This is a genomic window from Methylobacterium sp. Leaf104 (genome assembly GCF_001422885.1).
GTDB lineage: Bacteria > Pseudomonadota > Alphaproteobacteria > Rhizobiales > Beijerinckiaceae > Methylobacterium.
In genome coordinates this window covers 170402-192111 of the sequence record NZ_LMMZ01000005.1, presented here as the reverse complement: position 1 = coordinate 192111, position 21710 = coordinate 170402, and the positions used below count along the sequence as shown (strand labels likewise).

General features: G+C 71.5%; 19 protein-coding genes. 6 read left to right on the top strand and 13 right to left on the bottom strand.

Annotated features, from left to right (window positions below; genetic code table 11):
* Positions 1-127: 127 nt before the first annotated feature.
* The 7 genes from ASF49_RS07325 to ASF49_RS07295 all read right to left on the bottom strand — a co-directional run bounded on the left by ASF49_RS07325 (position 128) and on the right by ASF49_RS07295 (position 6618).
* On the bottom strand, positions 128-988 hold the full coding sequence (locus ASF49_RS07325; RefSeq protein ID WP_056470106.1) for a transglutaminase-like domain-containing protein: 861 nt from the start codon (positions 986-988) through the stop codon (positions 128-130).
* Positions 989-1081: 93 nt separating this feature from the next.
* Complete coding sequence (locus ASF49_RS07320; protein WP_056469969.1) at positions 1082-1675, bottom strand: LutC/YkgG family protein; 594 nt, start codon at positions 1673-1675, stop codon at positions 1082-1084.
* Positions 1672-3381, bottom strand: a complete 1710-nt coding sequence (locus tag ASF49_RS07315; RefSeq protein WP_243214608.1) for a lactate utilization protein B — start codon at positions 3379-3381, stop codon at positions 1672-1674. Before ASF49_RS07315 ends, ASF49_RS07320 begins: the two co-directional genes overlap by 4 nt.
* On the bottom strand, positions 3378-4121 hold the full coding sequence (locus ASF49_RS07310) for a (Fe-S)-binding protein (RefSeq protein ID WP_056469966.1): 744 nt from the start codon (positions 4119-4121) through the stop codon (positions 3378-3380). The genes ASF49_RS07315 and ASF49_RS07310 overlap by 4 nt, the downstream gene beginning before the upstream one ends.
* A gap of 968 nt (positions 4122-5089) precedes the next feature.
* On the bottom strand, positions 5090-5563 hold the full coding sequence (locus ASF49_RS07305) for a hypothetical protein (RefSeq protein ID WP_056469963.1): 474 nt from the start codon (positions 5561-5563) through the stop codon (positions 5090-5092).
* 152 nt (positions 5564-5715) lie between these two features.
* Positions 5716-6390 carry a LysE family translocator gene (locus tag ASF49_RS07300; RefSeq protein WP_056469959.1) on the bottom strand — a complete coding sequence of 225 codons (675 nt, stop codon included), beginning with the start codon at positions 6388-6390 and terminating at the stop codon, positions 5716-5718.
* An 18-nt stretch (positions 6391-6408) separates the two neighbouring features.
* On the bottom strand, positions 6409-6618 hold the full coding sequence (locus ASF49_RS07295) for a hypothetical protein (RefSeq protein WP_156652910.1): 210 nt from the start codon (positions 6616-6618) through the stop codon (positions 6409-6411).
* 328 nt (positions 6619-6946) lie between these two features.
* Between ASF49_RS07295 and ASF49_RS07290 the strand changes: the two genes are divergently transcribed.
* Positions 6947-8026: a helix-turn-helix transcriptional regulator gene (locus ASF49_RS07290; RefSeq protein ID WP_056469953.1), complete on the top strand. Its 1080-nt coding sequence runs from the start codon at positions 6947-6949 to the stop codon at positions 8024-8026.
* Here ASF49_RS07290 and ASF49_RS07285 read toward each other — a convergent pair.
* The gene (locus tag ASF49_RS07285; RefSeq protein WP_056469950.1) at positions 8001-8969 is read right to left on the bottom strand and encodes a PfkB family carbohydrate kinase; all 969 of its coding nucleotides are present in this window, start codon (positions 8967-8969) and stop codon (positions 8001-8003) included. The genes ASF49_RS07290 and ASF49_RS07285 overlap by 26 nt on opposite strands.
* A 74-nt stretch (positions 8970-9043) precedes the next feature.
* Here ASF49_RS07285 and ASF49_RS07280 point away from each other — a divergent pair, with 74 nt between their 5' ends.
* The 3 genes from ASF49_RS07280 (at position 9044) to ASF49_RS07270 (ending at position 12499) form a co-directional block, all read left to right on the top strand.
* Entirely contained in the window at positions 9044-9832 is a 789-nt protein-coding gene (locus ASF49_RS07280; RefSeq protein WP_056469947.1) for a GntR family transcriptional regulator, read from the top strand.
* 721 nt (positions 9833-10553) lie between these two features.
* Positions 10554-11417 carry an outer membrane protein gene (locus ASF49_RS07275; protein WP_056469944.1) on the top strand — a complete coding sequence of 288 codons (864 nt, stop codon included), beginning with the start codon at positions 10554-10556 and terminating at the stop codon, positions 11415-11417.
* Positions 11418-11506: 89 nt separating this feature from the next.
* The gene (locus tag ASF49_RS07270; RefSeq protein ID WP_056469940.1) at positions 11507-12499 is read left to right on the top strand and encodes a catalase family peroxidase; all 993 of its coding nucleotides are present in this window, start codon (positions 11507-11509) and stop codon (positions 12497-12499) included.
* 91 nt (positions 12500-12590) lie between these two features.
* On the opposite strand, the gene poxB is transcribed toward ASF49_RS07270, so the two are convergent.
* Positions 12591-14351 (bottom strand): ubiquinone-dependent pyruvate dehydrogenase, encoded by a 1761-nt coding sequence (gene poxB, locus ASF49_RS07265; RefSeq protein WP_056469937.1) that lies wholly within the window; start codon positions 14349-14351, stop codon positions 12591-12593.
* Between the two features lie 255 nt (positions 14352-14606).
* Here poxB and ASF49_RS07260 point away from each other — a divergent pair, with 255 nt between their 5' ends.
* Both ASF49_RS07260 and ASF49_RS07255 read left to right on the top strand, forming a co-directional pair.
* On the top strand, positions 14607-14873 hold the full coding sequence (locus ASF49_RS07260) for a PilZ domain-containing protein (protein WP_156652908.1): 267 nt from the start codon (positions 14607-14609) through the stop codon (positions 14871-14873).
* Between the two features lie 84 nt (positions 14874-14957).
* Positions 14958-15215, top strand: a complete 258-nt coding sequence (locus ASF49_RS07255) for a PilZ domain-containing protein (protein WP_056469934.1) — start codon at positions 14958-14960, stop codon at positions 15213-15215.
* A 6-nt stretch (positions 15216-15221) separates the two neighbouring features.
* On the opposite strand, the gene ASF49_RS07250 is transcribed toward ASF49_RS07255, so the two are convergent.
* Genes ASF49_RS07250 through ASF49_RS07235 form a run of 4 tightly spaced genes read right to left on the bottom strand, consistent with a single transcriptional unit; the run spans position 15222 to position 21710 of the window.
* Positions 15222-16505: a hypothetical protein gene (locus ASF49_RS07250; protein WP_056469932.1), complete on the bottom strand. Its 1284-nt coding sequence runs from the start codon at positions 16503-16505 to the stop codon at positions 15222-15224.
* Positions 16502-18277 carry an alpha/beta fold hydrolase gene (locus ASF49_RS07245; protein ID WP_056469929.1) on the bottom strand — a complete coding sequence of 592 codons (1776 nt, stop codon included), beginning with the start codon at positions 18275-18277 and terminating at the stop codon, positions 16502-16504. The genes ASF49_RS07250 and ASF49_RS07245 overlap by 4 nt, the downstream gene beginning before the upstream one ends.
* 10 nt (positions 18278-18287) lie before the next feature.
* The gene (locus tag ASF49_RS07240) at positions 18288-20723 is read right to left on the bottom strand and encodes a glycosyl hydrolase 2 galactose-binding domain-containing protein (protein ID WP_056469923.1); all 2436 of its coding nucleotides are present in this window, start codon (positions 20721-20723) and stop codon (positions 18288-18290) included.
* A gap of 9 nt (positions 20724-20732) precedes the next feature.
* Complete coding sequence (locus ASF49_RS07235) at positions 20733-21710, bottom strand: DUF1839 family protein (RefSeq protein ID WP_279292633.1); 978 nt, start codon at positions 21708-21710, stop codon at positions 20733-20735.

The following is a 21710-nucleotide window of genomic DNA, read 5'->3' as shown; positions in this document are numbered from 1 at the left end:
GCGATGCCCTCCCTGAACGATCCACATCGCGCCCGGGGCCGCTTCGGCAAGGCCGCGGAGCTTCTTCGGCAAGGCCGCGGAGCTTTTGCGAGGCCGCGGCAGCCTCCGAGGAAGCCGCCTCTTTCCGTCAGGCCGCGCCCGCGTGCGGGGCCGGCTCCTCGGTGGAGATCGCGTCGACGGTGCGCTGCGCCGGGCTGCCCTGCCCGTCCGCCCGCACGATGCGGATCTGCTGGTTGACGGGCTGCATGTTGCCCCAGGGCGTCGAGAAGGCGATCTCGGCGGCGTCGCGGCCGACGCCGATCCGCACGAGGCCGTCGAGGTCGGCCTGGCGCGTCGCGTCGAACAGCCACCAGCGCCCGTCGAGATAGGCCTCGAACACCGCGTGGAAGTCGCTCGGGACGAGGCCGTGGGCGTAGCAGCTGACGAAGCGGGCGGGGATGCCCAAGGCCCGGCAGAAGGCGGTGCCGATATGCGCGAAGTCGCGGCAGACGCCGGCCCGCTTCAGCAGGCTCTCGTCGGCGGTGGTCTCGCCGTCGCTGGTGCCCGGCTGGTAGGTCAGGTGGTCGTGGATCCAGTTGCAGATCGCGTTGACGCGCTGGTGGCCCTTCGGCAGGGCGCCGAACTCGGCCAGCGCGAAGGGCGTCAGCCGGTCGGAGGAGACGAAGCGGCTCGGCAGCAGGAAGGGCAGGATGTCGAGGGGGAGCTGCGCGATCGGGGTCTCGTCGATGGTCGCCGGGTCGGCCCGGTGCACGGTGAGCTCGACCTCGGCATTGTATTCCAGCGCGAACTGCCCCACCGGCACGTTGACGCCGAGATAGCGGTTCTGGAGATCGGGCGTGACGTAGATGTCGCGCTTCAGGTTCGGCGACAGGACCAGGCTTTCACTGAGGATCTCGACGCTGCGCAGGCGCGCGACCTCGAGGTTGAAGATGAAGGTCGTGTCCGAGAGGATGTTGTAGGATAGATTGCAGCCTAGTTGATAGCGCACCATCCGCTCCTTGCTGTCGGGTCCTGGCCGTCGGGTATGGCCGTCAGCATAGCAAGGATCGCGCCTGTGGGGGCAACGTCGCGAAGCGGATCCTCAGCCCCGCGGGGCCAGGATCACGGTGAGCGAGCGCACCCCCTGCGCGCCGTGGATCAGCACGCCCTCGATGTCGGCGGTGGCCGAGGGGCCGGTGTGGAGCACGGCGTAGGCGGCGCGGGCGAAATCCGGGCGGCGATAGGCCGCCTGGATGTTCACCAGGATGTCGGCCGGGTCGAGGAGCACCACGAGGTGCTGGGCGAGGTAGGCGACCGCGTTCACCCGCAGCTCGGCCTGCGTGAACAGCACCGAGCCGGTCTCGGCCACCCCGAACACCGCCCGCACGATGGCGACGTCGACGTCGGCGAGGTCCTGCGGCCTGGCGACGGCGCCGAGGTCGCGGTTGCCCGCGATCTCCGGCACGGCGGAGGCGATGACCGTCGCGCCGTCCAGGCGCTCGCGCACGCTGGCGAAGAGGTCCCCGCCCGGGTTCGCCTCGGCGAGCGTGCCGCCCATGCGCTTGAGGCGTTCGCCGAACTCCGCGACGTGGTCGTCGCCGACGAGGGGCGCGAAGAGCGGCACCTCCGGCAGCGGGTGCTCGCCGGCCGGGCGGTTCCGGCGGATGCGCGCCAGGGTGGCTTCGCGGACGCTCACTTGGTTCCCTCGGTGTTCCTGCTGGCCGCGGTCTTGCCACCCGTCGCCTTGCCGCCCGTCGTCTTGGCGCCCGTCGCCTTGCCGCCCGTCGTCCTGCCGCCCGCCTTCGCCATGCGGTTCTGCTTGTACCAGGCGTGGAAGGTCTGGCGCGGGGCCTCGGGCATCTCGCGGCCCTTCCCCCAGGTGTTGAGCGGGTTGTAGACGGCGAAGCGCGGCAGCACCTTGAGCGCGGAATCGGCGGCGCCGATGGCCGCGCGGTAGGTCGCCGGGCGGCTCAGCACCTGACCCGCCGCCTTCATCATGCCCTGCTTCAGGAGCGGGATCTGGTGCTCCTCGGCCAGCACCTTGCGCCAGGCGAAGATCTGCTCGTGGATGTTGATCTTCACCGGGCAGACGTTGGTGCAGCTCCCGTTCATGGTCGAGGAGAACGGCAGGGTCGAATACTTCCGCTTGTTGAAGGTCGGGTCGATGATCAGCCCGATCGGCCCCGAATAGGTGGCGCCGTAGGAGAGGCCCCCCGAGCGCCGGTAGACCGGGCAGGTGTTCATGCAGGCGCCGCAGCGGATGCATTTCAGCGAGGTCCAGAACTCCTCCATGCCGAGGCGCTCGGAGCGGCCGTTGTCCACCAGCACGTAGTGCATGGCCGAGCCAGTCCGCGGTTTGCGGAAATGCGAGGTGTACTGGGTGATGGGCGAGCCGAGCGCCGAGCGCGAGAGCAGGCGCAGGAACACGCCGAGATGCTCGATGCGCGGGATCAGCTTCTCGATGCCGATGGAGTGGATCTGGAGCTTGGGCACGTTGCCCGAGAGGTCGGCGTTGCCCTCGTTGGTGCAGGTCACCACCGTGCCGGTCTCGGCGATGGCGAAGTTGCAGCCGGTCAGCCCCGCATCCGCCTCCAGGATGAGCGGGCGCGTGTGCATGCGCTGGCTCTCGGCGAGGTAGTGGGCGTCGTCGTTCTCCGGGTCGGTCCCCATGGTGCGGGAGAAGACCTCGGCCACGTCGAAGCGGGTCTTGTGCACGGCCGGCACCACCACGTGGCTCGGCTCCTCGTTGTCGAGCTGCTGGATGCGCTCGCCGAGATCCGTCTCGATCACCTCGATGCCGGTGCCGGCCATGTAGTGCCGGAAGCCGCATTCCTCGGTGAGCATCGACTTCGACTTGATCAGCGACTTCGCGCCGTGATCCTTGAGGAGCCCCAAGACGATGCGGTTGTGCTCGGCCCCGTCGGCGGCCCAGTGCACCTGGACGCCGTTGGCCTTGGCCTGCGCCTCGAACTCCTCGAGGTAGCGGTCGAGATTGGCCAGGGTATGCGTCTTGATCTGCGAGGCGAGCTCGCGCAGCTCCTCCCATTCGGGGATGCCGAAGGCGGCGGTGTCGCGCTTCGAGCGCAGGTCCCAGAGCCGGGCGTCGTGCGCCTTCTGGTGCATCGGCGCGGCGAGGAAGCGCTCGGCGGCCTCGCCCTGGTCGATGGGGCGGTCGCCGCGGATCTTGGCGCCGCGCGGCTGCGGCTCCCGGGGGGCCTTCGGGGAGATGGCTCCGGCCGAGATCGGCCGCGAGGCGCCCTCGGCATGCTGCAGGCGCCGGCCGTCCTGGCCGCGCTCGCTCTCGTCGGTCGGGGCCAGCACCTCGGGATGGATCACGCCGTCGCGGCGGGACGCGTCGCCCGGCCGACGGTCGTCCGGGCGTAGTTCGTCGGAGGCGCTCATGCGATCGCTCCATTGAGGATGCGGGCGATGTGGATGAACTTGAGGGGCACGCCGATCCGGTCGGCGCAGCCCTTCTGGTGCATCATGCAGGAGGAATCGGCCGAGACGACGTATTCGGCCCCCGCCTGGGCGTGGTCGGAGACCTTGTCGTAGCCCATCTTGGCCGAGACGGCGGGCTCGAACACCGAGAAGGTGCCGCCGAAGCCGCAGCATTCGTCGGGCCGGGCCGGCGCCACGATCTCGATGCCCTTCACCTTCTTGAGGAGGTCGAGGGGCTTGGAGAAGAATGGCGCGTTGAGTTCGGAGGGCCGGGCATGGTGGATGCCGCGCAGCGCGTTGCAATTGCCGTGGTAGCCGACCTTGTGGGGAAACTCCGCCCAGGGGAATTCCTCGACCTTGAGGATGTCGTGCAGGAACTCGACGAGCTCGAAGGTCTTGGCCCGCACGGCCTTGACCTCGTCCGTCTGCGGGATCGCCGTGAGGTGCTCGCGCACCTGGTGCACGCAGGAGCCGGACGGGGCCACGACGTAGTCGAACGGGGCGAAGTTCCGGACGAACAGCGCCTCGGTGGCGGCGGCTTCCGCGTGGCAGCCGGTGTTCGTCATCGGCTGGCCGCAGCAGGTCTGGTCGAAGGGGTAGTCCACGTCGAGGCCGAAGCGCTCGAGCAACTCCAGCGTGGCGATCCCCACCTCGGGCTCGAAGGCATCGACGTAGCACGGCACGAACAGTCCGATGCGCATGGCGTTCCCTGGTCCCGCGCCCACCGGGACGCCCCGCCGGCCGCTTTGGAAATGTTCTACTCTTGGCCCGGGTTTAGAGCATCGGGTGGGAAAGGGGAAACCGGATTCGCGTGCGCGGACCCGTGGGATGGTGTCCCGGCGGCCGCCGGAGCGGGCCGCCGGGTCTTCGTCCTCGGCTCCGCGCGCATCGTCTGAAATGCGTCGCGCCGGTTGCTTGCCGCCGGGCTCCGCCGACCTGCCCGGACCCGGGTGCACGATCGGAATCTTGGCAGGCTGCCGATGGGCTCGTCCGACATCGGACGAGCCGTCCGCGCTGGCTCGCCGGAAGGCCTCGCCATCGGGGAAGACGATCGAGGCGAGGACGGCTCCCGCGCCTTCGATCCGACGCGCGCCGGGGGCGACCGCCATCCTTCGATCCTCGGATCCGCGCTCTCCAAGTCGATCCGTCGAGAGCGATTGCACCTCGGCCGCAATTCGGAGACGTTGACAGCATCGATCGGGAATCGCCGACAGATCGCCAGGAATCTCGGGACCTGCGGTGAAAACAGGTGATGTTTCCATGCCGCAGATACGTGGTCCGCTGGCGTTCGCGGCGCCAGCTTTTCTGTCCATAATTGCTGTACTTGTCGTCTGTGATGGCGCCGCGGCGCAAGGTCTTCAGCCCAATGTCAGGGCTCTATGCACGGAATCACAAACCCGGGAATGTGGCGCGAGCGTCATCGCGTGCCAGAGGAAATCCTGCGCGAACATACCGAGTCAGAACCAGGCGCAAGCCGAGAACTGCCAGGCCGAGTGCTTCCGGTATTACGCCAATTGCCTCAGCAACCAGGGCTGCAAGCGGTGAGAACCCGCAGGCGCGCCCCGGCCGCCGCCTGCCGTCGCGGCTGCGCGGGATGGGCCGCGTCGGCGATCCCGCCGAACGCCGTCTCCGAGAGCCCGGGTTCCGTTCGCCGGAGCGCCTGCTTCCCTCACGACCGCGCCCGGAAGCCGAGGTCCTTCTGCCCATCCACGTCGAAGGCGCCCAGGGGCGTCGGGCACGGGTCCGTGGCGGCGGGCTCCGGCGTCAGGGTGGGGCGCGTCGGGCCGGGGGCCAGGGCGTAGGTCGCCCAGGCATCGTGGACGAGGAGCGTGCCGGTTCCGGTCCGGCAGACCGTGACGCGGGTCAGGCCGCCCGTGTCCATCCCGAGGTCGATCCGGGTCGCGCCGCCCTGATCCTGCGTCGCGGTCAGGCTGCGGTGGTACTCGGCCAGGAACGGGTGGGCGAAGCGGCGCTCCAGGGTGAGGCGCAGGCCGGGCAGATCCGCCGTCGCCGCATCCCGGACGGTGCCGATCCGGTCCTCGCCGGCGGTCATGATCCCCAGGAGGAGGACGAACGGCAGGGCCGCGAGGACGAGGACGAGCGCGCCGGCGGCCAGCAGCGCGTAGGTCAGGCGGCGCGACACGGGACCCTCCTCCGGCCGTGGGGACCGGGCCGAGGCGTTTCGGGTCGCACGATCCCGGCACGGGCTCCATGAGCGGGGCTCCATGGGCGGGGCGCCATGGGCGGGGCGCCCGTCCGCCGCCCTCCCCTCCGACCGCCGGTGGCGCGCGCGGCTCAGCCGGGGATCGGGCCCGCGGTCGGGACGCTCGGACCCGGGCCTGGGAGCGGCCGGTCCAGGCTGCCGGCCAGACCCCGGGCGAGCAGGCTCAGGGCCAGGGCGGCGAGGAGGAGGCCGGCGGCCTTGTTCATCCGGTTCAGGACCCGGCTGGTCACGCAGCCCCGGAACAGCGAGACCGCGGTGTTGAGGGTGACCCACCAGCCGAACGACCCCAGGAACACGCCGGCCACCAGCACCGGGAGCGGCGCCGCCCCGTGGGCGAGGAGGCTCGGCATGGCGGCCAGGAACAGCACGGGGGTGACCGGGTTCGCCAGGGCCAACCCGACGGCGCTGGCATAGCTCGCCGCCAGGGTGCGGCGGCCCTCGCCCGTCGCGCCCAGGACCGAGACGCTGCGCAGCACCCGGACCGCGAGGGCGAGCAGCACCGCCCCCGAGACGAGGGAGAACAGGGCGAGATTCGACCAGGCCGTGACCAGGTCTGTGCCCCAGCCCACCACCACGGTGCCGTAGGTCAGGTGCACGGTGGCGACCCCGAGGCCGGTGGCGAGGCCGGTGGGCAGGCCGGCCGCCAGGGTGCGCTGGACGCAGAGCAGGCTCGTCGGGCCGATCGGCGCCGCGATGGACAGGCCGAGCCCCGCGCCGGCGAACAGGGCCGTGGCGATGACGCTCATGGCGCCCCGCACGCGCGCTCAGTCGTCCTCGGCCCGGTCGAGGGGCGATGCGGGGCGCCCGCCGCGCGGTTCCGCGGTCGCGTGATTCGCGTCCGGGCACCCGATCTGCGCGCGCTCCACGGCCGACGAGGCCTGCGCGCAGGCGAGGTCCGGCAGGTCGTTCAATTCGTCGGCCCGCGCGACGGTGCAGGACAGGGCGACGATGACGCTGGCGACGAGCATTCTCATGATTGTTTCCTCCCGAATGCGCGCAGTCTCGGGGGCGGCCGGAAGGCGGGCATCATCCATCCGGCGGAGGGCGCCCCCGGTGCCCCGGCAGCCGCTCCGGTCGGCAGGGAAAAACGCCGTGCCCCCAGGGCTTTGCCCGGGCGCGCCCGGTCCCCCGGAGGCCGGGCCGGCCCGCCCCGTCCCGGCCCGCCGCCGCGTCGGGACCGCGAGGGCCGGACCCGGCCGACCCCTTCCCGCCCACGGCATCCCCCATTTGGAGGATACCGTCGCAGGTTTTGGACTGATATTGGTCTTATCGCGATCAGCCAGATCAGCGTGGAGCGAGCCGGTGCGGGAAGCTCTTATCGACCGGATCTACGAGGCCGCGGGCACGCCCGACCTCTGGCCGGACGTCCTCCAGTGCCTCGGCGACACGGCGAACTCGGATGGCGGCGTGCTGATGGTGCTGCCGCCCGTCGGCATGCCCCGCTGGATCGCCTCCCCGGCCCTGGAGCAGCGCCTGCGTCACCGCACGGCGGCGGCCTCCTGGCGCGGCAGCGGGCGCACGGCGCAGTGGCGCACCCTCGCCCATGCGGGCTTCGTGCGCGACGTCGACCTGGTGCCGGGCTCCTATGACGGACGGCCCTGCCGGGTCGACGAGCCGTTCTGGCAGGCGGGGACGACGATCCCCCTGCCCACCGGCGACGTGGCCATCGTCACGGTCGAGCGCCGGGCCGAGACGGGACCGCACGAGCCCGCCATCCTGCCCCGGCTCGACGCCCTGCGTCCGCACCTGGTGCGCGCCTGCCAGCTCAGCGCCCAGTTCGGCTCCGAGCGGGCTCGCGTCACCACCCGGGCGCTCAACCGGATCGGGCTGCCCGCCGCGATCCTGTCGGCCTCGGGGCGGGTCCTGACCATGAATGCCCGCCTGCAGGAGCGGGAGGAGGTGCTGACCTCGGGCCAGCACGGCGGCCACGTCTTCAAGAGCCTGATCAACAGCAAGCTGCTGCAGGACGCGATCGCCAACGTCGTCGGCGGCCGGCGCGCGGTGCAGACCATGCCGGTGCGCAGCTATTCCGAGAACCGCGCCCACATCGCCCACATCCTGCGCTTCGACCGGCACCCGGGCGACGTCTTCGACGCCTCGGCGGTGCTGCTCATCCTGGTGCAGGTGGGGGCGCGGGCGGCCCCGGACGACGGCCTCCTGAACCTCCTGTTCGACCTCACCCCGGCGGAGGCGCGCCTGCTCCAGGCGCTCGCCGGCGGCCTGCGCCTGCAGACCTACGCGGAGAGCGTGGGCGTCCAGACCAGCACGGTCCGCACCCAGCTCACCTCGATCTTCATCAAGACGGGCACCAAGCGGCAGGCGGAACTCCTGAGCATCGTCGCCTCGCTCTCGATGTTCAGCGGGCAGCCCGCGCAGTGCTGAGGGCCGGCGCGGGCCGCTGCCCGGCACCGCCCAGGAAGGCGGTCATCGCCCCGGCGGTCGGGAAGGCGTCGAAGGCCCCGAACTGACCGGTGGCGAGCGCTCCGCAGGCCGCGGCCTGCCGCAGGGCCTCCTCGACGGGCGCTTCCGCCAGGAGGGCCGCCATCAGGCCGGCCGCGAAGGCGTCGCCCGCCCCGACCGTGTCGACGGCCGCCACCGCGAAGGCCGGCCGGCGCAGGGGCGGCGCCCCGGGGCGGAAGGCGATCGCGCCGCGCGCGCCCAGCGTCACCACCAGAAGTTCGAGGCCCCCCGCGAGGAGCGCGGCGATGGCCGGCGTCGCGGTGCCGGCCGCGGCGATGGCCTCGGGCGGCCCGAGGCCGAGCGCGGCCGCCTCGACGGCGTTGACGACGAGGATCGCGGTGTCGGCCAGGATCGCCGGGTCGAGGGCGCGCACCGGCGAGGGGTTGAGCAGGGTGCGGATGCCCCGCGCCCGGGCCAGGGCGAAGCCCTCGCGGATGGGGGCGTCGGGGGATTCGAAGGTCGCCGCCACGAGGTCCGCGCTCCGGATGCGGGCGACGGCGGCCCGGACGTCCTCTGCCGTGAGGGCGAGGTTGGCGCCGAGGCAGACCGCGAGGCAGTTCTCGCCGGCCGGATCCACGAAGGCGACGCCGGCGCCCGTCGAGCCCTCGTGCGGCACGAGCATGTCGGCCGGGAAACCGACCCGCGCGAAGGTCGAACGGACCACGGGGGAGAACACGTCCTCGCCGACCGCGAAGAGCCCGTCCACCGCGACGCCGAGCCGGTGCGCGGCCAGCGCGAGGTTGAAGCCCTTGCCGCCGGGCTCCGCCAGGAAGGCCGAGCCGCCGAGGGATTCGCCCGCCTGCGGCAGCCGCGGGACCTTGACCGAGCAGGCGATCACGAAGCTGCCGATGACGAAGACCCGCATGGAGCACCCCGAGCTGATCCGGTATAAGCATCACGACCGGAGGTCGATTGGAAGTGCGCCCCAGGAATCGGACGATGGACGGCGCGGACGGGCCGGATGCCGCCGGCGGCGACCGCCCCTCGGTGCTGTCCCTCCTGCGGCTGCGCGGCGACACCGCGATGCCCCTGTACCGGCAGATCGAGGAGCAGCTGCGCGAGCTGATCCTGTCGGGCTCGCTGCCGCCGGGGGTCATCCTGCCGGCCGAGCGCCAGCTCGCCGACAGCCTCGGCGTCAGCCGCGTCACGGTCCAGCGCGCCTATGCCGAGCTCAGCGACGACGAGCTCCTGGTGCCGCGCGGGCGCTCGGGCTTCCTGGTGCGGCGCCGCCCCGAGCCGGTGCGCCCGGGCATGGACCGCCTCAAGGGCTTCACCGAGGAGATGCGGGAACTGGGGAAGATCCCCTCCTCGCGCATCCTGGAGCGGGTGGTCACCGAGGACCGCTCGATCGCCTCGATCTTCGGCCTGCCCTCCACGGCCCCGTTCCTGCGCCTGACCCGCGTGCGCGCCGGCGACGGGGTGCCGATGTCGCGCGAGGTCGCCTGGTACAACATCCGCGCCGTGCCGGCCCTGGAGACCGGCGACCTCTCCGGCTCGGTCTACGCCTTCCTGGCCGGGCACCCGGGCGGCCGCCTCGTGCGCTGCGAGCAGACGGTGGAGGCGACCCTGCCGACGGCGGCCGAGTGCGAGATCTTCGCCTTCGCGCAGCCCCTCCCCTGCCTGCTCATCAAGCGCCACAGCTACAACCAGGACTCGGTGATGATCGAGTATGTCGAGGGCCTGTTCCGGGGCGACGCCTATCGCTACCGGCTCAACCTGAGCACGTAGGGGAACGGCCTCCGGCGCTCGGTGCCCCGCACGACGTCTGCTTCAGCGCCGAGCGAACGAGCGGGGTGAGCGGACGCTGGCCCGTCGTGTCAGAGCGCCTGCACCAGGATCGGAACCTCCGGCCGGTCGCCCTGTCAGGCAGGGCTGGGGCCGCGCCTTCGCGCCTGAAGCTTGCAGAGACCGAACGCGGCGACGGTCTCGCCGCCGGTTCGCAGCAGTCTGGCTCGTGAGAGGAGATCGGGATGGCAGGCTTCGGGGCGCGCTTCATCCTCGCGGCCGCTGCGGCCGGTGCTGCCAGGGCCGCTCGGCGAACCGGCGCGGGCACGGTCGCCCTCCTGCCGTGCCGCGCTCGGCGGGCCGTCGCGAGGGCGGCGTCCGGGCGCGGCGCGCGAAGGCCGCTTCGCTTCCGGTTCCGGCAAGCCGATCCCTCACCAATGCGTGCTGTGCGGTCTGAAGTGATCCACAAGCTGACGATCGCGCAGAATTGGTGAGAATCAGGATTTGGATTTAATCCCACATCACGTAAATTTCATGGACGATTGAATTACTCGCTGTTTATGTTGCATCGAAGGCACGAACGCGCCTGAAATCAGAGCATTTTCTTTCAGAACAGAGATAAAATCACAGCAAGATCTATGCAGGGCTTCATGGGAGGGGCATGCCGAGTTCAGGCGGGCGCCGTTTCGCCACCCCAGAAGTCCTGAACACGAAAGCCCCTCAGATGCTCAAGACGCTGCTCCTTGCCGGCAGTGCTGCTGCGCTTCTCACGAGCGCTGCCGCGGCCGCCGATCTGCCTCGTCGCCAGGCTCCGCCGCCGGTGTTCACGCCCATTCCGGTGTTCACCTGGACGGGCGCCTACTTCGGTATCAACGCCGGCTATGCCTTCTCGGACGATCAGACCATCCGCACGGTGGGCAACAACGGTCCCGGCGCCGCAGCCGTCGTGGCGCCCTTCAACACCAGCACCGTCGGCAACGTAGCCACCCTCCGGCGCACGCCGGCAATCCGCTCGGAACAGGAAGGTTTCACGGGCGGTGGCCAGGTCGGCTACAATTTCCAGCTCACGCCCGGTTCCGGCATCGTGATCGGTCTCGAGGCGGATGCGGCCTACACCGATCTGGCTCGCACCCGCTCCTACCTGAGCGCCCTGAACGATCCCTCGACCTTCCGGCAGAGCCTCGACTTCCTCGGCACCGTGCGCGGTCGCGTCGGCTACGCCTTCGACCGGTTCATGATCTACGGAACCGGCGGCTTCGCCTACGGCAATGTAGGCTACGACGCGCAGTTCTTCGGCAACGCGGCGGCCCGTCCGCTGGCCTATGCCGGCACCTTCAGCGGCATCGAGACCGGCTACACCTACGGTGGCGGCATCGAGTACGCCCTCGCCACGGACAGCGTCTTCAACTTCTTCAAGTCGAGCGCCGTGACGATGAAGGTCGAATACCTTCACTACGACCTCGGCTCGCGCAACGTGCTCGTCAACTTCACCGGCGCAGCGCCCGTCAACGGCTCCTACACCAGTCGCTTCACGACGGAGGGCAACATCGTCCGCGCCGGCTTGAACTACAAGTTCGGAGGCTTCTGAGCCCTGTTCGGCCTGCACCCTGGGTCTAGCCCAGGGTGCTCGCCCAGATATCCTCTGACACCGACCGTTTCCGTGGGGCTGGCGATACGATGAAACCGAACCTTGTTCTTCTCGGCTGTGTTGCCGGCCTCGTTTGGGCAACGAACGCGGTCGCCGAGCCCGAGACGCAGGCCATCGTTGACGCGCTGTTCAAGGCCGGCGGCAATCAGCCGAACGTGCGGGGAAGCGGGGCCAAGGGCGTCTGCGTCAAGGGCAGCTTCACGCCCTCGGCCGAGGCGGCCGGCCTGTCGAAGGCACCGCATTTCAGCAAGGAGGGAGCCGGAAAACCCCTGCCGGTGACGGCGCGCTTCTCCATGGGCGGCAGCAATCCGAAGGTCTCCGACAAGGCCAAGCCCGTCACGCGCGGCTTTTCCATGCGGATCGCCGACCCCAGCGGAGACATGGTCTTCGTGTTCATCTCGGCGCCGGTTTTCGGAACGCGCACGCCTCAGCAACTGCTCGATTTCGCCACCGTGCGGGCGCCCGGACCCGACGGGAAGCCGGATGCCGAGAAGATCAAGGCGTTCTCGGCCGCCAACCCGGAGACGACGCGCCAGGCCGCCTGGCTCAACGCACGCCCGATCCCGGCGAGCTACGCGGGCGTCGATTACTGGGGCGTCCACGCCTACACTCTCACGGATGCGAAGGGGACGGCAACGGTGGCCAAGCTGAAGACCGTTGCGGCGGCGGGTCAGCTCGGGCTCAGCGACGAGGAGGCCAAGGCCAAGCCCGACACCTTCTACGCCGACGAGTTGAAGGAGCGCCTCGCCCAAGGCCCGGCCCGCTTCGACCTCGTCGCCATCCTCGGCGAAGCCGGGGACCCGACCGCTGATCCGACCGCGCCATGGCCGGAGGCAGACCGCAAGTCGGTCACGCTCGGCACCCTGTCGATTGCCGCCCTCGAGCCGGCGGCCACCTGCGACGCCGCCACCTTCGACCCCGTCGTCGACCTGCCGAACGGCGTCGCCGGGCCGGCCGACGACCCGATGTTCGCCATCCGCTCGCCGGCCTACGCGATCTCGCTGTCGCGACGCGCGAACTGAGAGCCAGCGCCCGGCCGCGACGCGGGACCCGTGGCTCGGGCCGGCTGCCTCCGGACGGGCCTGCCGAAGCCGGACCGTCCGGGGCCTCCCCTCACCGCAGCAGGTTCGTCTTGGCGAGGTCGAGCACGGAATCGCCCCGGCCGCTCATCACCGCGCGCAGGACGTAGAGGCTGAAGCCCTTCACCTGCTTGCCGTCGATCTTCGGGGGCATCGAGAGTTCCTGGCGGGCCACCACGCAGTCGAGGAGGGCGGGGCCGGGATGGGCCATCACCTCGCGGACCGCCGCCTCCAGCTCGGCCGGGTCCTCGACCCGGACGGCGTGGATGCCGGCGCCGCGGGCCATGGCGGCGAAGTCCGGGTTGTCGAGGGACACCCCGGTCTCGAGGTAGCCGGCGGCCTTCATCTCGAGCTCGACGAAGCCGAGGGTGCCGTTGTTGTAGACCACGATCTTGAGGGGCAGCGTCTGCTGGCGCAGGGTGAGGAGGTCCCCCATCAGCATGGCGAAGCCGCCGTCGCCGGAGAGGGACACCACCTGCCGGTTGGGATAGGCCGATTGCGCGCCGATGCCCTGCGCCATGGCGTTGGCCATCGAGCCGTGGACCCAGGAGCCGATCAGCCGGCGCCGGCCGTTCATCTTGAGGTAGCGCGCCGCCCAGATCGTCGGGGTGCCGACATCGGCCGTGAACACCGCGTCGTCGGCGGCCGCCTCGCTGACGAGCTTCGTCAGGTATTGCGGGTGGATCGGCTGCTTGGCCGACTTGCGGCCGAACCAGCCCGTCGCCGGCGCGCCCGTGGCGAGGTCGTCGAGGTCCTCCCGCGCCTTGGCGTAGTGCTTCAGGGCCGCGTCGAGATGCTTGCGCTCGGCCTTGTGGGTGAGCTTGGGCAGCAGCGCCCGGATGGTGTCGTCGACGTGGCCGACGAGGCCGAGATCGAGCCTGCACCGGCGCCCGAGCTGCTCCGGGCGGATGTCGACCTGGGCGATCTTGGCGTCCTGCGGGTAGAACTGCCGGTAGGGAAAGTCGGTGCCCAGCATCAGCAGGGTGTCGCAGGACATCATCGCGGCATAGCCCGACGGGAAGCCGATCAGCCCGGTCATGCCGACATCGTAGGGGTTGTCGTACTCGACCACGTCCTTGCCGCCCAGCGCATGGACGATCGGGCTCTTGAGGGCCTCGGCGAGCCGGAGCAGCTCGGCATGGGCGCCTGCGCAGCCGCGCCCGCACAGGAGGGTGATCCGCTCCGAGCCGTTGAGCAGTTCGGCGAGGGCGTCGAGCTCGGTCTCGGCCGGGCGCACCACGGGCCTGGGCGGGATCAGCCCGGCATTGGGGGCGACCCCGCGGGTCGGCGCATCCATCAGGGCGACGTCGCCCGGGATGATCACCACGGCGACCCCGGAGAGGCCGATCGCCGCCCGCATGGCGTTCTCCAGCACCTGCGGCAGCTGGGAGGCGTCGCCCACCATCTCGCAATAGTGGCTGCATTCGCGGAACAGCTCGCCCGGATGCGTCTCCTGGAAGTAGCCCGAGCCGATCTCGGAGGAGGGGATATGCGCCGCGATGGCCAGCACCGGGGTGCGGGTGCGGTGGCAATCGTAGAGGCCGTTGATGAGGTGGACGTGCCCCGGCCCGCAGGACCCGGCGCAGACCGCGAGCTTGCCCGACAGCTGGCTGTCGGCCCCCGCCGCGAAGGCCGCCACCTCCTCGTGCCGGACATGGACCCAGTCGATGGTGCCCCGCGCCCGCAGCGACTCGGTCAGCGCGTTCAGGCTGTCGCCGACGATGCCGTAGATCCGCTGGACGCCGGCCTGGTCGAGGGTGTCGACGATGAGGTCCGCGACGGTGACGATCTTCATGGCGTTCGGCTCCGGTTGTCCCCCTGCCGAACCGGTCGTCCTGCGGCCCGGTTCCAGCCGAGGGTTGTGCTCCGCGCGCATCTGTCATCCGGCAGTACGGGCACGGCGCGACCTCGACGCGACCCTGTCGTATACGCCGCCTCCGCCGATCCCGGACTTTTTCGTGGGTGCCGACAATTTGAGCAACCGGGTTAGGCGGTCCTTGCTGCGCGCCAGCGGATCCTGCCTCGTCAGACCCGCCTCGGGACCCATTCCATGCAAGCATCCCTGCAAGCGCCCCCCTCGGAGCGCCGTGCCGAACCCCGTTTCCGATCCGATGAGACCGGCAGCATCACCGTCGACGAGCACACCGAGATCGCCTGCCTGGTGCATGATTTCTCGCTCGGCGGCGTCAAGATCACCCTGCCGGATGCCGCTCTCGTGCCGACCACCTTCCTGCTCACGGCCCCTCCCCTCGATGGCGTGAAGGTTTGCAGCATCGTCTGGCGCACCGATGAGATGATCGGCGCACAATTCCGATGATGTCCCATGGTCCGGTCCGCGATACCGAGTCGTAACCACTTCGACCCTACGAACGGCCGACCCGAAACATCACGGCGCCGAGCGATGGAAGAGAGACGATCCGAGCCCCGCGCCCGCACGTTGCTGGCGGGCAAGATCGCGTTGGACGGCGGCGGCGTCATCGACTGCACGCTGCGCAACCGCTCGCCCTCCGGCGCCCGCCTGCGGGTCGCGAGCGTCGTCGGGATCCCGGACCGCTTCACCCTGCTGCTGGAGCCACAGGGCGAGCGGCACCCGGCCCGGGTCGCCTGGCGCAAGCTCGGCGAGATCGGTGTCCGGTTCGTGGACGAGACGGCGCCCTGAGGGCCCCTACCAGACCTCCAGGACGGCGAGCCGGTCGCTGGCCGCCACGGTGGGAATCTGCGTCGGCGGCAGCGGGCTGACGCGGACGCTGCCGTCGTCGCCGAAGCGGTGCAGGCGCAACCTCCGGGGCGGGCTCGAGAGGCGGACCTCCACGGACCGCGGTGCGATGTCCGGCCGGGGCGCCCGGGCGCTGCGGTCCCAGCCGTCGATGCCGAGCCAGATCGGAACCAGCAGGGCGCCGTCCGCGCGCCGGAAGCTCGCCGCCACGAGGTCGGGCACCCCCGCCGGAAGCGCGACGTCGATCCGGTCCCGGGCGCTGCCCGCCTCCTCCGCCCTCCCGCCGAACAGGCGCATCAGGCCGCGCACGGCGGCGAAGGACGGGCTCGCCGTGCCATCGTGGGCGAGGAGTCCGAACCGGCTTTCCGGGTCGGTGTCGCCCCGTTCGAAGGACGCGATCAGCTCGTAGAGGTAGGTCCGCCGCACGCCCTGGAGATAGCTCCACAGCAGCATGCGCGGCAGGTAGCGGGCGCGCATGCCCTCCGAGACCGGCAGATGCGCGCTCGTGGACGCCAGGGCGGTGTGATAGCCGTTCTCGGTGACGATCGCGCGGGCGGTGCCGAAGACCGGCCGCACCGCCGCGAGGAAGCCTCCGAGGCTGCCCGCTCCCCGGGTTTCGGGGTGCTCCGACCCCGGATAGGCATGGACGTTGGCGAGATCAACCGAGCCGGACAGGTTCTCCGCGGCCGCGATGTTCGCCTGGATGTAGCTCGGGCCGGCGACCTGGACGGAGCGGTGGCGCAGGTCGCTCCGCACCGCGCGGAACAGGGCCGCCTGATGCTCGGCGGAGAGGCGGGCGAGGCCGGGCCTCGCGGCCACCGGCGGCTCGTTGCCGCCCTCCGCCACCACGAGCCCATCCTCCGCCCAGTCGGCGATCTCGGCGAAGCGCTCCGGCGACACCCGCGGACCGGGCGTCAGGCCGTCATAGAACACCAGGCTGAAGCGGTAGCCCCGGCGGGCGAGCTCCGCGATCCGCGCGAACTGCCCGGCCGGTTCCGTGCCCATGAGGACGATGTCGTCGCGCAGGTGGCGCACGCCGAGGTCGTCGAGCGCGGCGGCGCAGGCGGAAAAGCGCTCTACATAGGGCGAGCCCCCATGGCCGAAATGCACGTTGATGCCGACGGCGTCGATCAGATCCTCACAGCGGTGCACCGGCGAGGCTGCGGCCTCGGCCCGCGCGGCGAAGATCCCGGCCGTCAGGGCCAGGGCCGCCCGCCGGGTGAGGCCGCTCACGCGAGGCCCGCGACGGCGGCGGTCCGGGAGCGGGCGTCGGCGGGTGTCCGGGCCTCGGTCCGGGAGGCCCGGGCTTCCTGAACCGCGCGCAGCAGGTCACGCAGGTGGGTTCCGAGCATCGCCTGCGCCGCGGCCGAGCTGAAGTTGTGGTCCACATCCGGCACGATCGCCACCGGCGTGCCGAGGCGCCGGTCGGCTCGGCCGGGCGAGCGGCCGAGATGGCGGCGCAGGGCCGCAAGCCCGGGATCGTCGGCGCTGTAGACGAGGCGGATCTCGGCGCCGCGCCGCCGCAGCCGGGCCACCCGCCGGGCGACGGAGCCGCCGGGAGAGATCGGGTTCATCAGCCGCCGCAGCCGCCGCATGGCCGTCTCGAGCCCCCGCCTGGCGAGGGTCCCGCCGATCGCCCGCACGTGGATCTCGCCGCGCAGGAGCCGCCGCCACGTCGCGCCCCGCTTCAGGAGCGACGCGTAGGTGCCGGTGCTGCCGACGGTCTGGCGGATCACGGCGTCGACATCCTCGTTCGGGTCCCAGTCGAAGCAGTAGAGGTTGACGAGAAGTGCGCCGTCGACGCGCGCATCGCGGCAAAGGGCCTGGAACGCCGCGTAGGCGCCGCTGCAATTGCCCACGAGGACGATGGGGCCTCGGGCCTCGGCGAGGTGATCGAGGGCCCGGCTCACATCCGCGAAGCCGTCGGGAGCGTAGGGGGGCTTGCGTGCATCCGGCCGGCGACCGCTGTCGCCGATGCCGGCGAGGTCGAAGCGCAAGGAGGGAACGCCCTCCCCGGCGAGCCTGCGGGCGAGGTCCGTGGTCTGGCGGCCCCAGCCGGAATGCACGGTCATGCCGGTGGAGACGAACACCACCGTCGGTGCGCCGGGGTCCTGCCGCCGGGGCAGGCAGCGGATGCCGAACAGGTCCGGCTCGAACCGGGCGGGCGTCTCGGACCAGCCGGCGCCGTCCAGGCGCGCCGGGGAAATGCGGCGCGGCGCGGCGGTGCCCGCGATCGTGAGGCCGTCCGTCGCAAAGGCGGTGATGCGTTCGAAATCCGCCTCCGGAACCTCGGCGAAGATCGGGTCGCCGACGAGGAGCGAAAGTCCGGGAAGCGGCCCGGTCTCCACGATGCCGCCGAGGGCGGTCAGCCTGCCCGTCAGCGTCCGCGTCTCGGGCGCGAGGAGCAGTGTCCGCGGCGCCGGTGCGTGTCCGATCGCGCCGGCGTCCAGGGCGGTGAGATCGGCCAGGAAGGCCGAGCCCATGCGGAAGCCGCCGACGGACAGGTCGTGGGCATCCGCCTTCGGGGTCGCGCCCTCCGCGACCCCGCCGACCGTCCGGGCACGCAGCCGCATCTCGCGGAGATAGGCCCGCCCCGTCGCCGCCGGCGCCAGCAGGACCAAGCGGTCGACCGCCTCCTCCTGGGCCGACAGCAGGGCCAGGTTGGCGCCGAGCCGCAGGCCGACGAGGACGATCTCTTCGACGCCGGTCGTCTCGCGCAGGTAGCGCACCGCCCGGCGGATCGCCGCGACGTGGTCGGAGAGCCGTGCCTCGCCGGCATCGCCCGAATTGCCCTCCCCCGGATAGTCGAACCGCAGGGTCGGACAGCCGGCCGCGGCGATCCGTTCCGCTAGGGCGCGCCAAGGCCGGTGGGCGGCCATCTGCTCGAAGCCACCGGCGCCGCACAGGACCACGCCGCGCCGGCCCGCGGCCGGGTGGATCCAGCCGAACAGGTCGTCGAAGGTCACGGGCACGGCGGCCTGGGGCGCCGTATCCGGGGCGGTCATGGAACGGACGTCAGGCATCATGACCGAATCTCACGATCTCTCGGCTGTTGAGGGCCCCGACCACGCCTTGCGGAACCTGGTGGTGACCGGGGAAGCTGACGAGCCTCTCCGTGCCCGGCGCCAGGTGGAAGCCGCTGTCGCAAGGCCGCGCCTCCGGGCTCCGCACGCTCACTGCGAGGGCGAGGTGGTCGGTGGCGATGCGCAGGGTCGGCACGGGTGCGTCGGCCACGGGCGCGACCTGCAGGCCGATCGCGTCCGGGGCGACCGGCCGGAGGCCGGGAAAGTGGAAGCTCTCGGCGATGACCGTCCCCTGCGCGTCCGCGAGGCGGGCATGCGCGACGTCGTGGATGCGTGGGCCGAAGCGGTAGCTGTCGGTGGCATCGAAGAAGCGGCCGAGCATCTCGGCGGAGGACAGGGTCAGGGACGCCCGCGGACCGATTGTCAGGTCGCGCTCGGCCCGTGCCGCGACCTTGCCGGTGCGGTCCGCGAAGGTCAGTCCCAAGCGGAGATCCAGCCCCGCGGCGGTCTCGTTGTGGACGTGGAGGTGCAGCCCGCCCAGGCCTTCGTCCGACAGGGTCACCTGCACCGGGCGGAAGGCGCGCTTCAGGGCGTACCAGCCGGATTTCGGGGCCTGGGTTGAATCGATCACCCCCCAGCCGGTGCCCGGCCCGAGGTCGCGCAGGAACCAGACGAGCCCGCCGGCCGTGGGCGAGCGCGCCCTTCGCCACTCGGCGAAGGTGGCTTCCATCACCTCGGCGACGGCGGCGCGGCCGAGTTCGAGGTAGCGCTCCGGATCGTCGATGCGCACGGCTGCGGGATCGACGCCGTAGAGCAGGCCGACATAGTGGTCGCGCACCTGCTCGAAATCCCAGTCGGCGCCGCGGTCGCGAGGAATACCCCGGTCCCACAGCGGGTCGGCCGGGCTCGTCCGTCCGAGGGTCGCCGGCTCCGGCAGGTTGGCGAAGGCCAGGCATTCGCTCGCGAAGCCCACCTCGGCGCGGCGCGCATCCTCCAGGGGGCGGCGATAGGCGCCGACGCCGTAATAGTGGGTGCAGCCCGCGCTCGGAGAGAACGGCAGGTCGCCGCCCGACGGCGAGTTCGGCACGACCACGAGGTCGGGCCGGGTCTCGCCGACGAGCCCCGGCAGGGTCTCGGCACAGAACGGGTCGGCCCAGACGCTGCGCGGCGCTCCGAGCATGGCGGCCTGCTGCCAGACCTCGCTGCCGCCGCAGATCACGGCGAGAGAGGGGGCGAGCTGCGCCTGCTGGAGGACGCCCGTCACCTCGCGGGCGAGCGTGGCGGCGAAGCCGGCCGCATCGTGCGGATAATCGAAATTCGCCAGCATCAGGTCCTGCCAGACCAGGATGCCGGCGGCGTCGCAGAGGTCGTAGAATCCGGGCGCCGGGTAGAGCGTGGTGCCCGAGACCCGCAGCATGTTCATGCCGGCCTCGCTCGCGAGGCCGACGAGGGCGGCGCAATCCTCGGCTCCGAGGCCGACGAGGTCCGAGGGTGTCCAGTTGGCACCGCGGCAGAAGATCGGCACGCCGTTGACGGCCAGGGCCAGGCCCTCCTCGAAGGGCCGCGCCAGCGATAGGGTGCGAAAGCCCGTCCGGCCGAGATCGACCGTCACGCCGTCGACCTCGACGCTGACCGGGTGCAGATGGGGCGTGCCGTGGGTGTGCGGCCACCAGGGCGCGACGCCGGGCAGCGCGAGCGTGCCGATGAAGAGGCCGGTCTCGGATTTCGCGAGGGCCACGGCGCGGCCGTCGCAGCGGAGGGTGACGGAGGTGGGTTGGCCGGAGATCCGCAGACGCGCGAGGAGGCGGCCGGTCTCGCCATCGTACGTGGCCCGCAGGTCTGCCTCCGTCACGCCGGGGCGCAGGGGCTCCACGGTCACCGGGCGGTAGGGACCCACGAGGTCGATTTCCGGGCACCAGCCCGGCATGAAGCCGAGGAGGCTCGTGCGGACGTGCCGCAGGGAGCCCGGCGTGATCATCCGGGGGCGCCAGCGCCCGCGTTTGCCCGGGCGATCGAGTTCCGCCTGGAGCGACCGGAAGCAGAGGACGATCTCGGCGCCCGGCCGGAAATTGACCTCGAGGGCGTGCGCCTCGAACATCGAGTGGGAGACCAGCACGGACACGCCATCGAGCCAGACCTCGGCGAGGGTCGCGAGGCCTTCGAAGCGCAGGCGCAGGGAGCCGCCCTGGATCAGCCGGGTTCGGTACCACACGTCCCGGTCATGGATCGGCGTCGGCGCCGCCTCGGACCAGCGGCCCGCGTCGCGCAGGGCGGCGGCACCGGTGCCGGGCACCGGTGCCGGGATCCAGTCAGCGGCCTCCGACAGGTCGCCCGGTCCGGCCCAGGCGCCCGGCGGCGTGAGGGCAAGCCGCCAAGGGCCGTCCACGGCCTGCGGAGCCACACCGTCGATGGACCGGATCCGGGCCATGTTCCGCCCCTATCGGCCGAGGGCGCGGTCGAGAGCCGCGAACACGTCCGCGTAGGTGGCTGCGAGCCGGTCCAGGCGCGGCGCGAGTCCCTCGGCGCTGCGGCGATGGAAGGCCCGGGCGAGCTGGAACTGGAAGGCCTTGGCCTCGACGGCGAGCCGAACGGCCGTGTCCGAAGCGGAGGCGAAGGGGCCGGCGCCCGCTGCGTCGAGCCAGGCGAGATGGCTCGCGAGCATCTCGAAATTCGCGCCGAGCTGGCGGGTGGTGTTGAAGGCATAGGCGTGGAAGACGCCGAGGGGCCGCTGCACCAGGGCCGGTGCGGTCCGCGCGAGGGTGTCGCGGAAAGCCAGCACCGGATTGTGCCCGGGCGCCCGGGCGCGGTGGCGTCGCAGCAGCTCGAGCGCGGCGCCCGGCAGCTCGGCCGCGTTCATGGGCGGTGCGACCGCCTTCACGAACTCCGCATAGGGGGGCAGCACGGCTTGCCCGAAGATGCCGTGGTAATCGCCGCCGGAGAGGTGGAAGCGACCGGCATTGTGCAGGTAGTCGAGCTCCTCCGTCTCTGGGTCCAGGGCCAGGATGCCGATCGTGGTCTTGCCGTGCTCCCGGCCGTAGGTGGTGCCGTGGGTGTCGGGCAGATGGATCGCGTCGACCTCCACCAGCACCGGCCGGCCCCGAGGCACCTGGACCAGGGCCTGCGCTTCGAGGCTGTCGTAGACCGCGAGCTCCAGCACCTCGAGCCCGTAGAGCCGCTCGATATCGGCCGCCGGCGGCTTGAAGAAGGTGAATTGGTCGCCCTCGAAATCCTGCCTCAGGGTGAAGCCCAGCATCGCCTCGGGCACGAGGCCGCGCCCGTGCAGAAGCTCGATCCAGAGATCGACGTAGCAGTTCGTCTCCGGCCAGTTGCGGTCGGCCGCGTGGAGCGGGTGCGGCACGTAGGGCGTCGCGGGGCCGAGGCCCGGTGCCGGCCGGAGAAGTGCGGTGGTCACCAG

What these genes read in the sequence shown, in the direction of transcription:
- ASF49_RS07315 (WP_243214608.1), bottom strand. Translation starts at nt 3,381, where the DNA reads ATGAGCGCCTCCGACGAACTACGCCCGGACGACCGTCGGCCGGGCGAC.
- ASF49_RS07310 (WP_056469966.1), bottom strand. Translation starts at nt 4,121, where the DNA reads ATGCGCATCGGACTGTTCGTGCCGTGCTACGTCGATGCCTTCGAGCCC.
- ASF49_RS07300 (WP_056469959.1), bottom strand. Translation starts at nt 6,390, where the DNA reads ATGAGCGTCATCGCCACGGCCCTGTTCGCCGGCGCGGGGCTCGGCCTG.
- ASF49_RS07295 (WP_156652910.1), bottom strand. Translation starts at nt 6,618, where the DNA reads ATGAGAATGCTCGTCGCCAGCGTCATCGTCGCCCTGTCCTGCACCGTC.
- ASF49_RS07285 (WP_056469950.1), bottom strand. Translation starts at nt 8,969, where the DNA reads ATGCGGGTCTTCGTCATCGGCAGCTTCGTGATCGCCTGCTCGGTCAAG.
- ASF49_RS07280 (WP_056469947.1), top strand. Translation starts at nt 9,044, where the DNA reads ATGGACGGCGCGGACGGGCCGGATGCCGCCGGCGGCGACCGCCCCTCG.
- ASF49_RS07275 (WP_056469944.1), top strand. Translation starts at nt 10,554, where the DNA reads ATGCTCAAGACGCTGCTCCTTGCCGGCAGTGCTGCTGCGCTTCTCACG.
- ASF49_RS07270 (WP_056469940.1), top strand. Translation starts at nt 11,507, where the DNA reads ATGAAACCGAACCTTGTTCTTCTCGGCTGTGTTGCCGGCCTCGTTTGG.
- poxB (WP_056469937.1), bottom strand. Translation starts at nt 14,351, where the DNA reads ATGAAGATCGTCACCGTCGCGGACCTCATCGTCGACACCCTCGACCAG.
- ASF49_RS07260 (WP_156652908.1), top strand. Translation starts at nt 14,607, where the DNA reads ATGCAAGCATCCCTGCAAGCGCCCCCCTCGGAGCGCCGTGCCGAACCC.
- ASF49_RS07255 (WP_056469934.1), top strand. Translation starts at nt 14,958, where the DNA reads ATGGAAGAGAGACGATCCGAGCCCCGCGCCCGCACGTTGCTGGCGGGC.
- ASF49_RS07245 (WP_056469929.1), bottom strand. Translation starts at nt 18,277, where the DNA reads ATGACCGCCCCGGATACGGCGCCCCAGGCCGCCGTGCCCGTGACCTTC.
- ASF49_RS07240 (WP_056469923.1), bottom strand. Translation starts at nt 20,723, where the DNA reads ATGGCCCGGATCCGGTCCATCGACGGTGTGGCTCCGCAGGCCGTGGAC.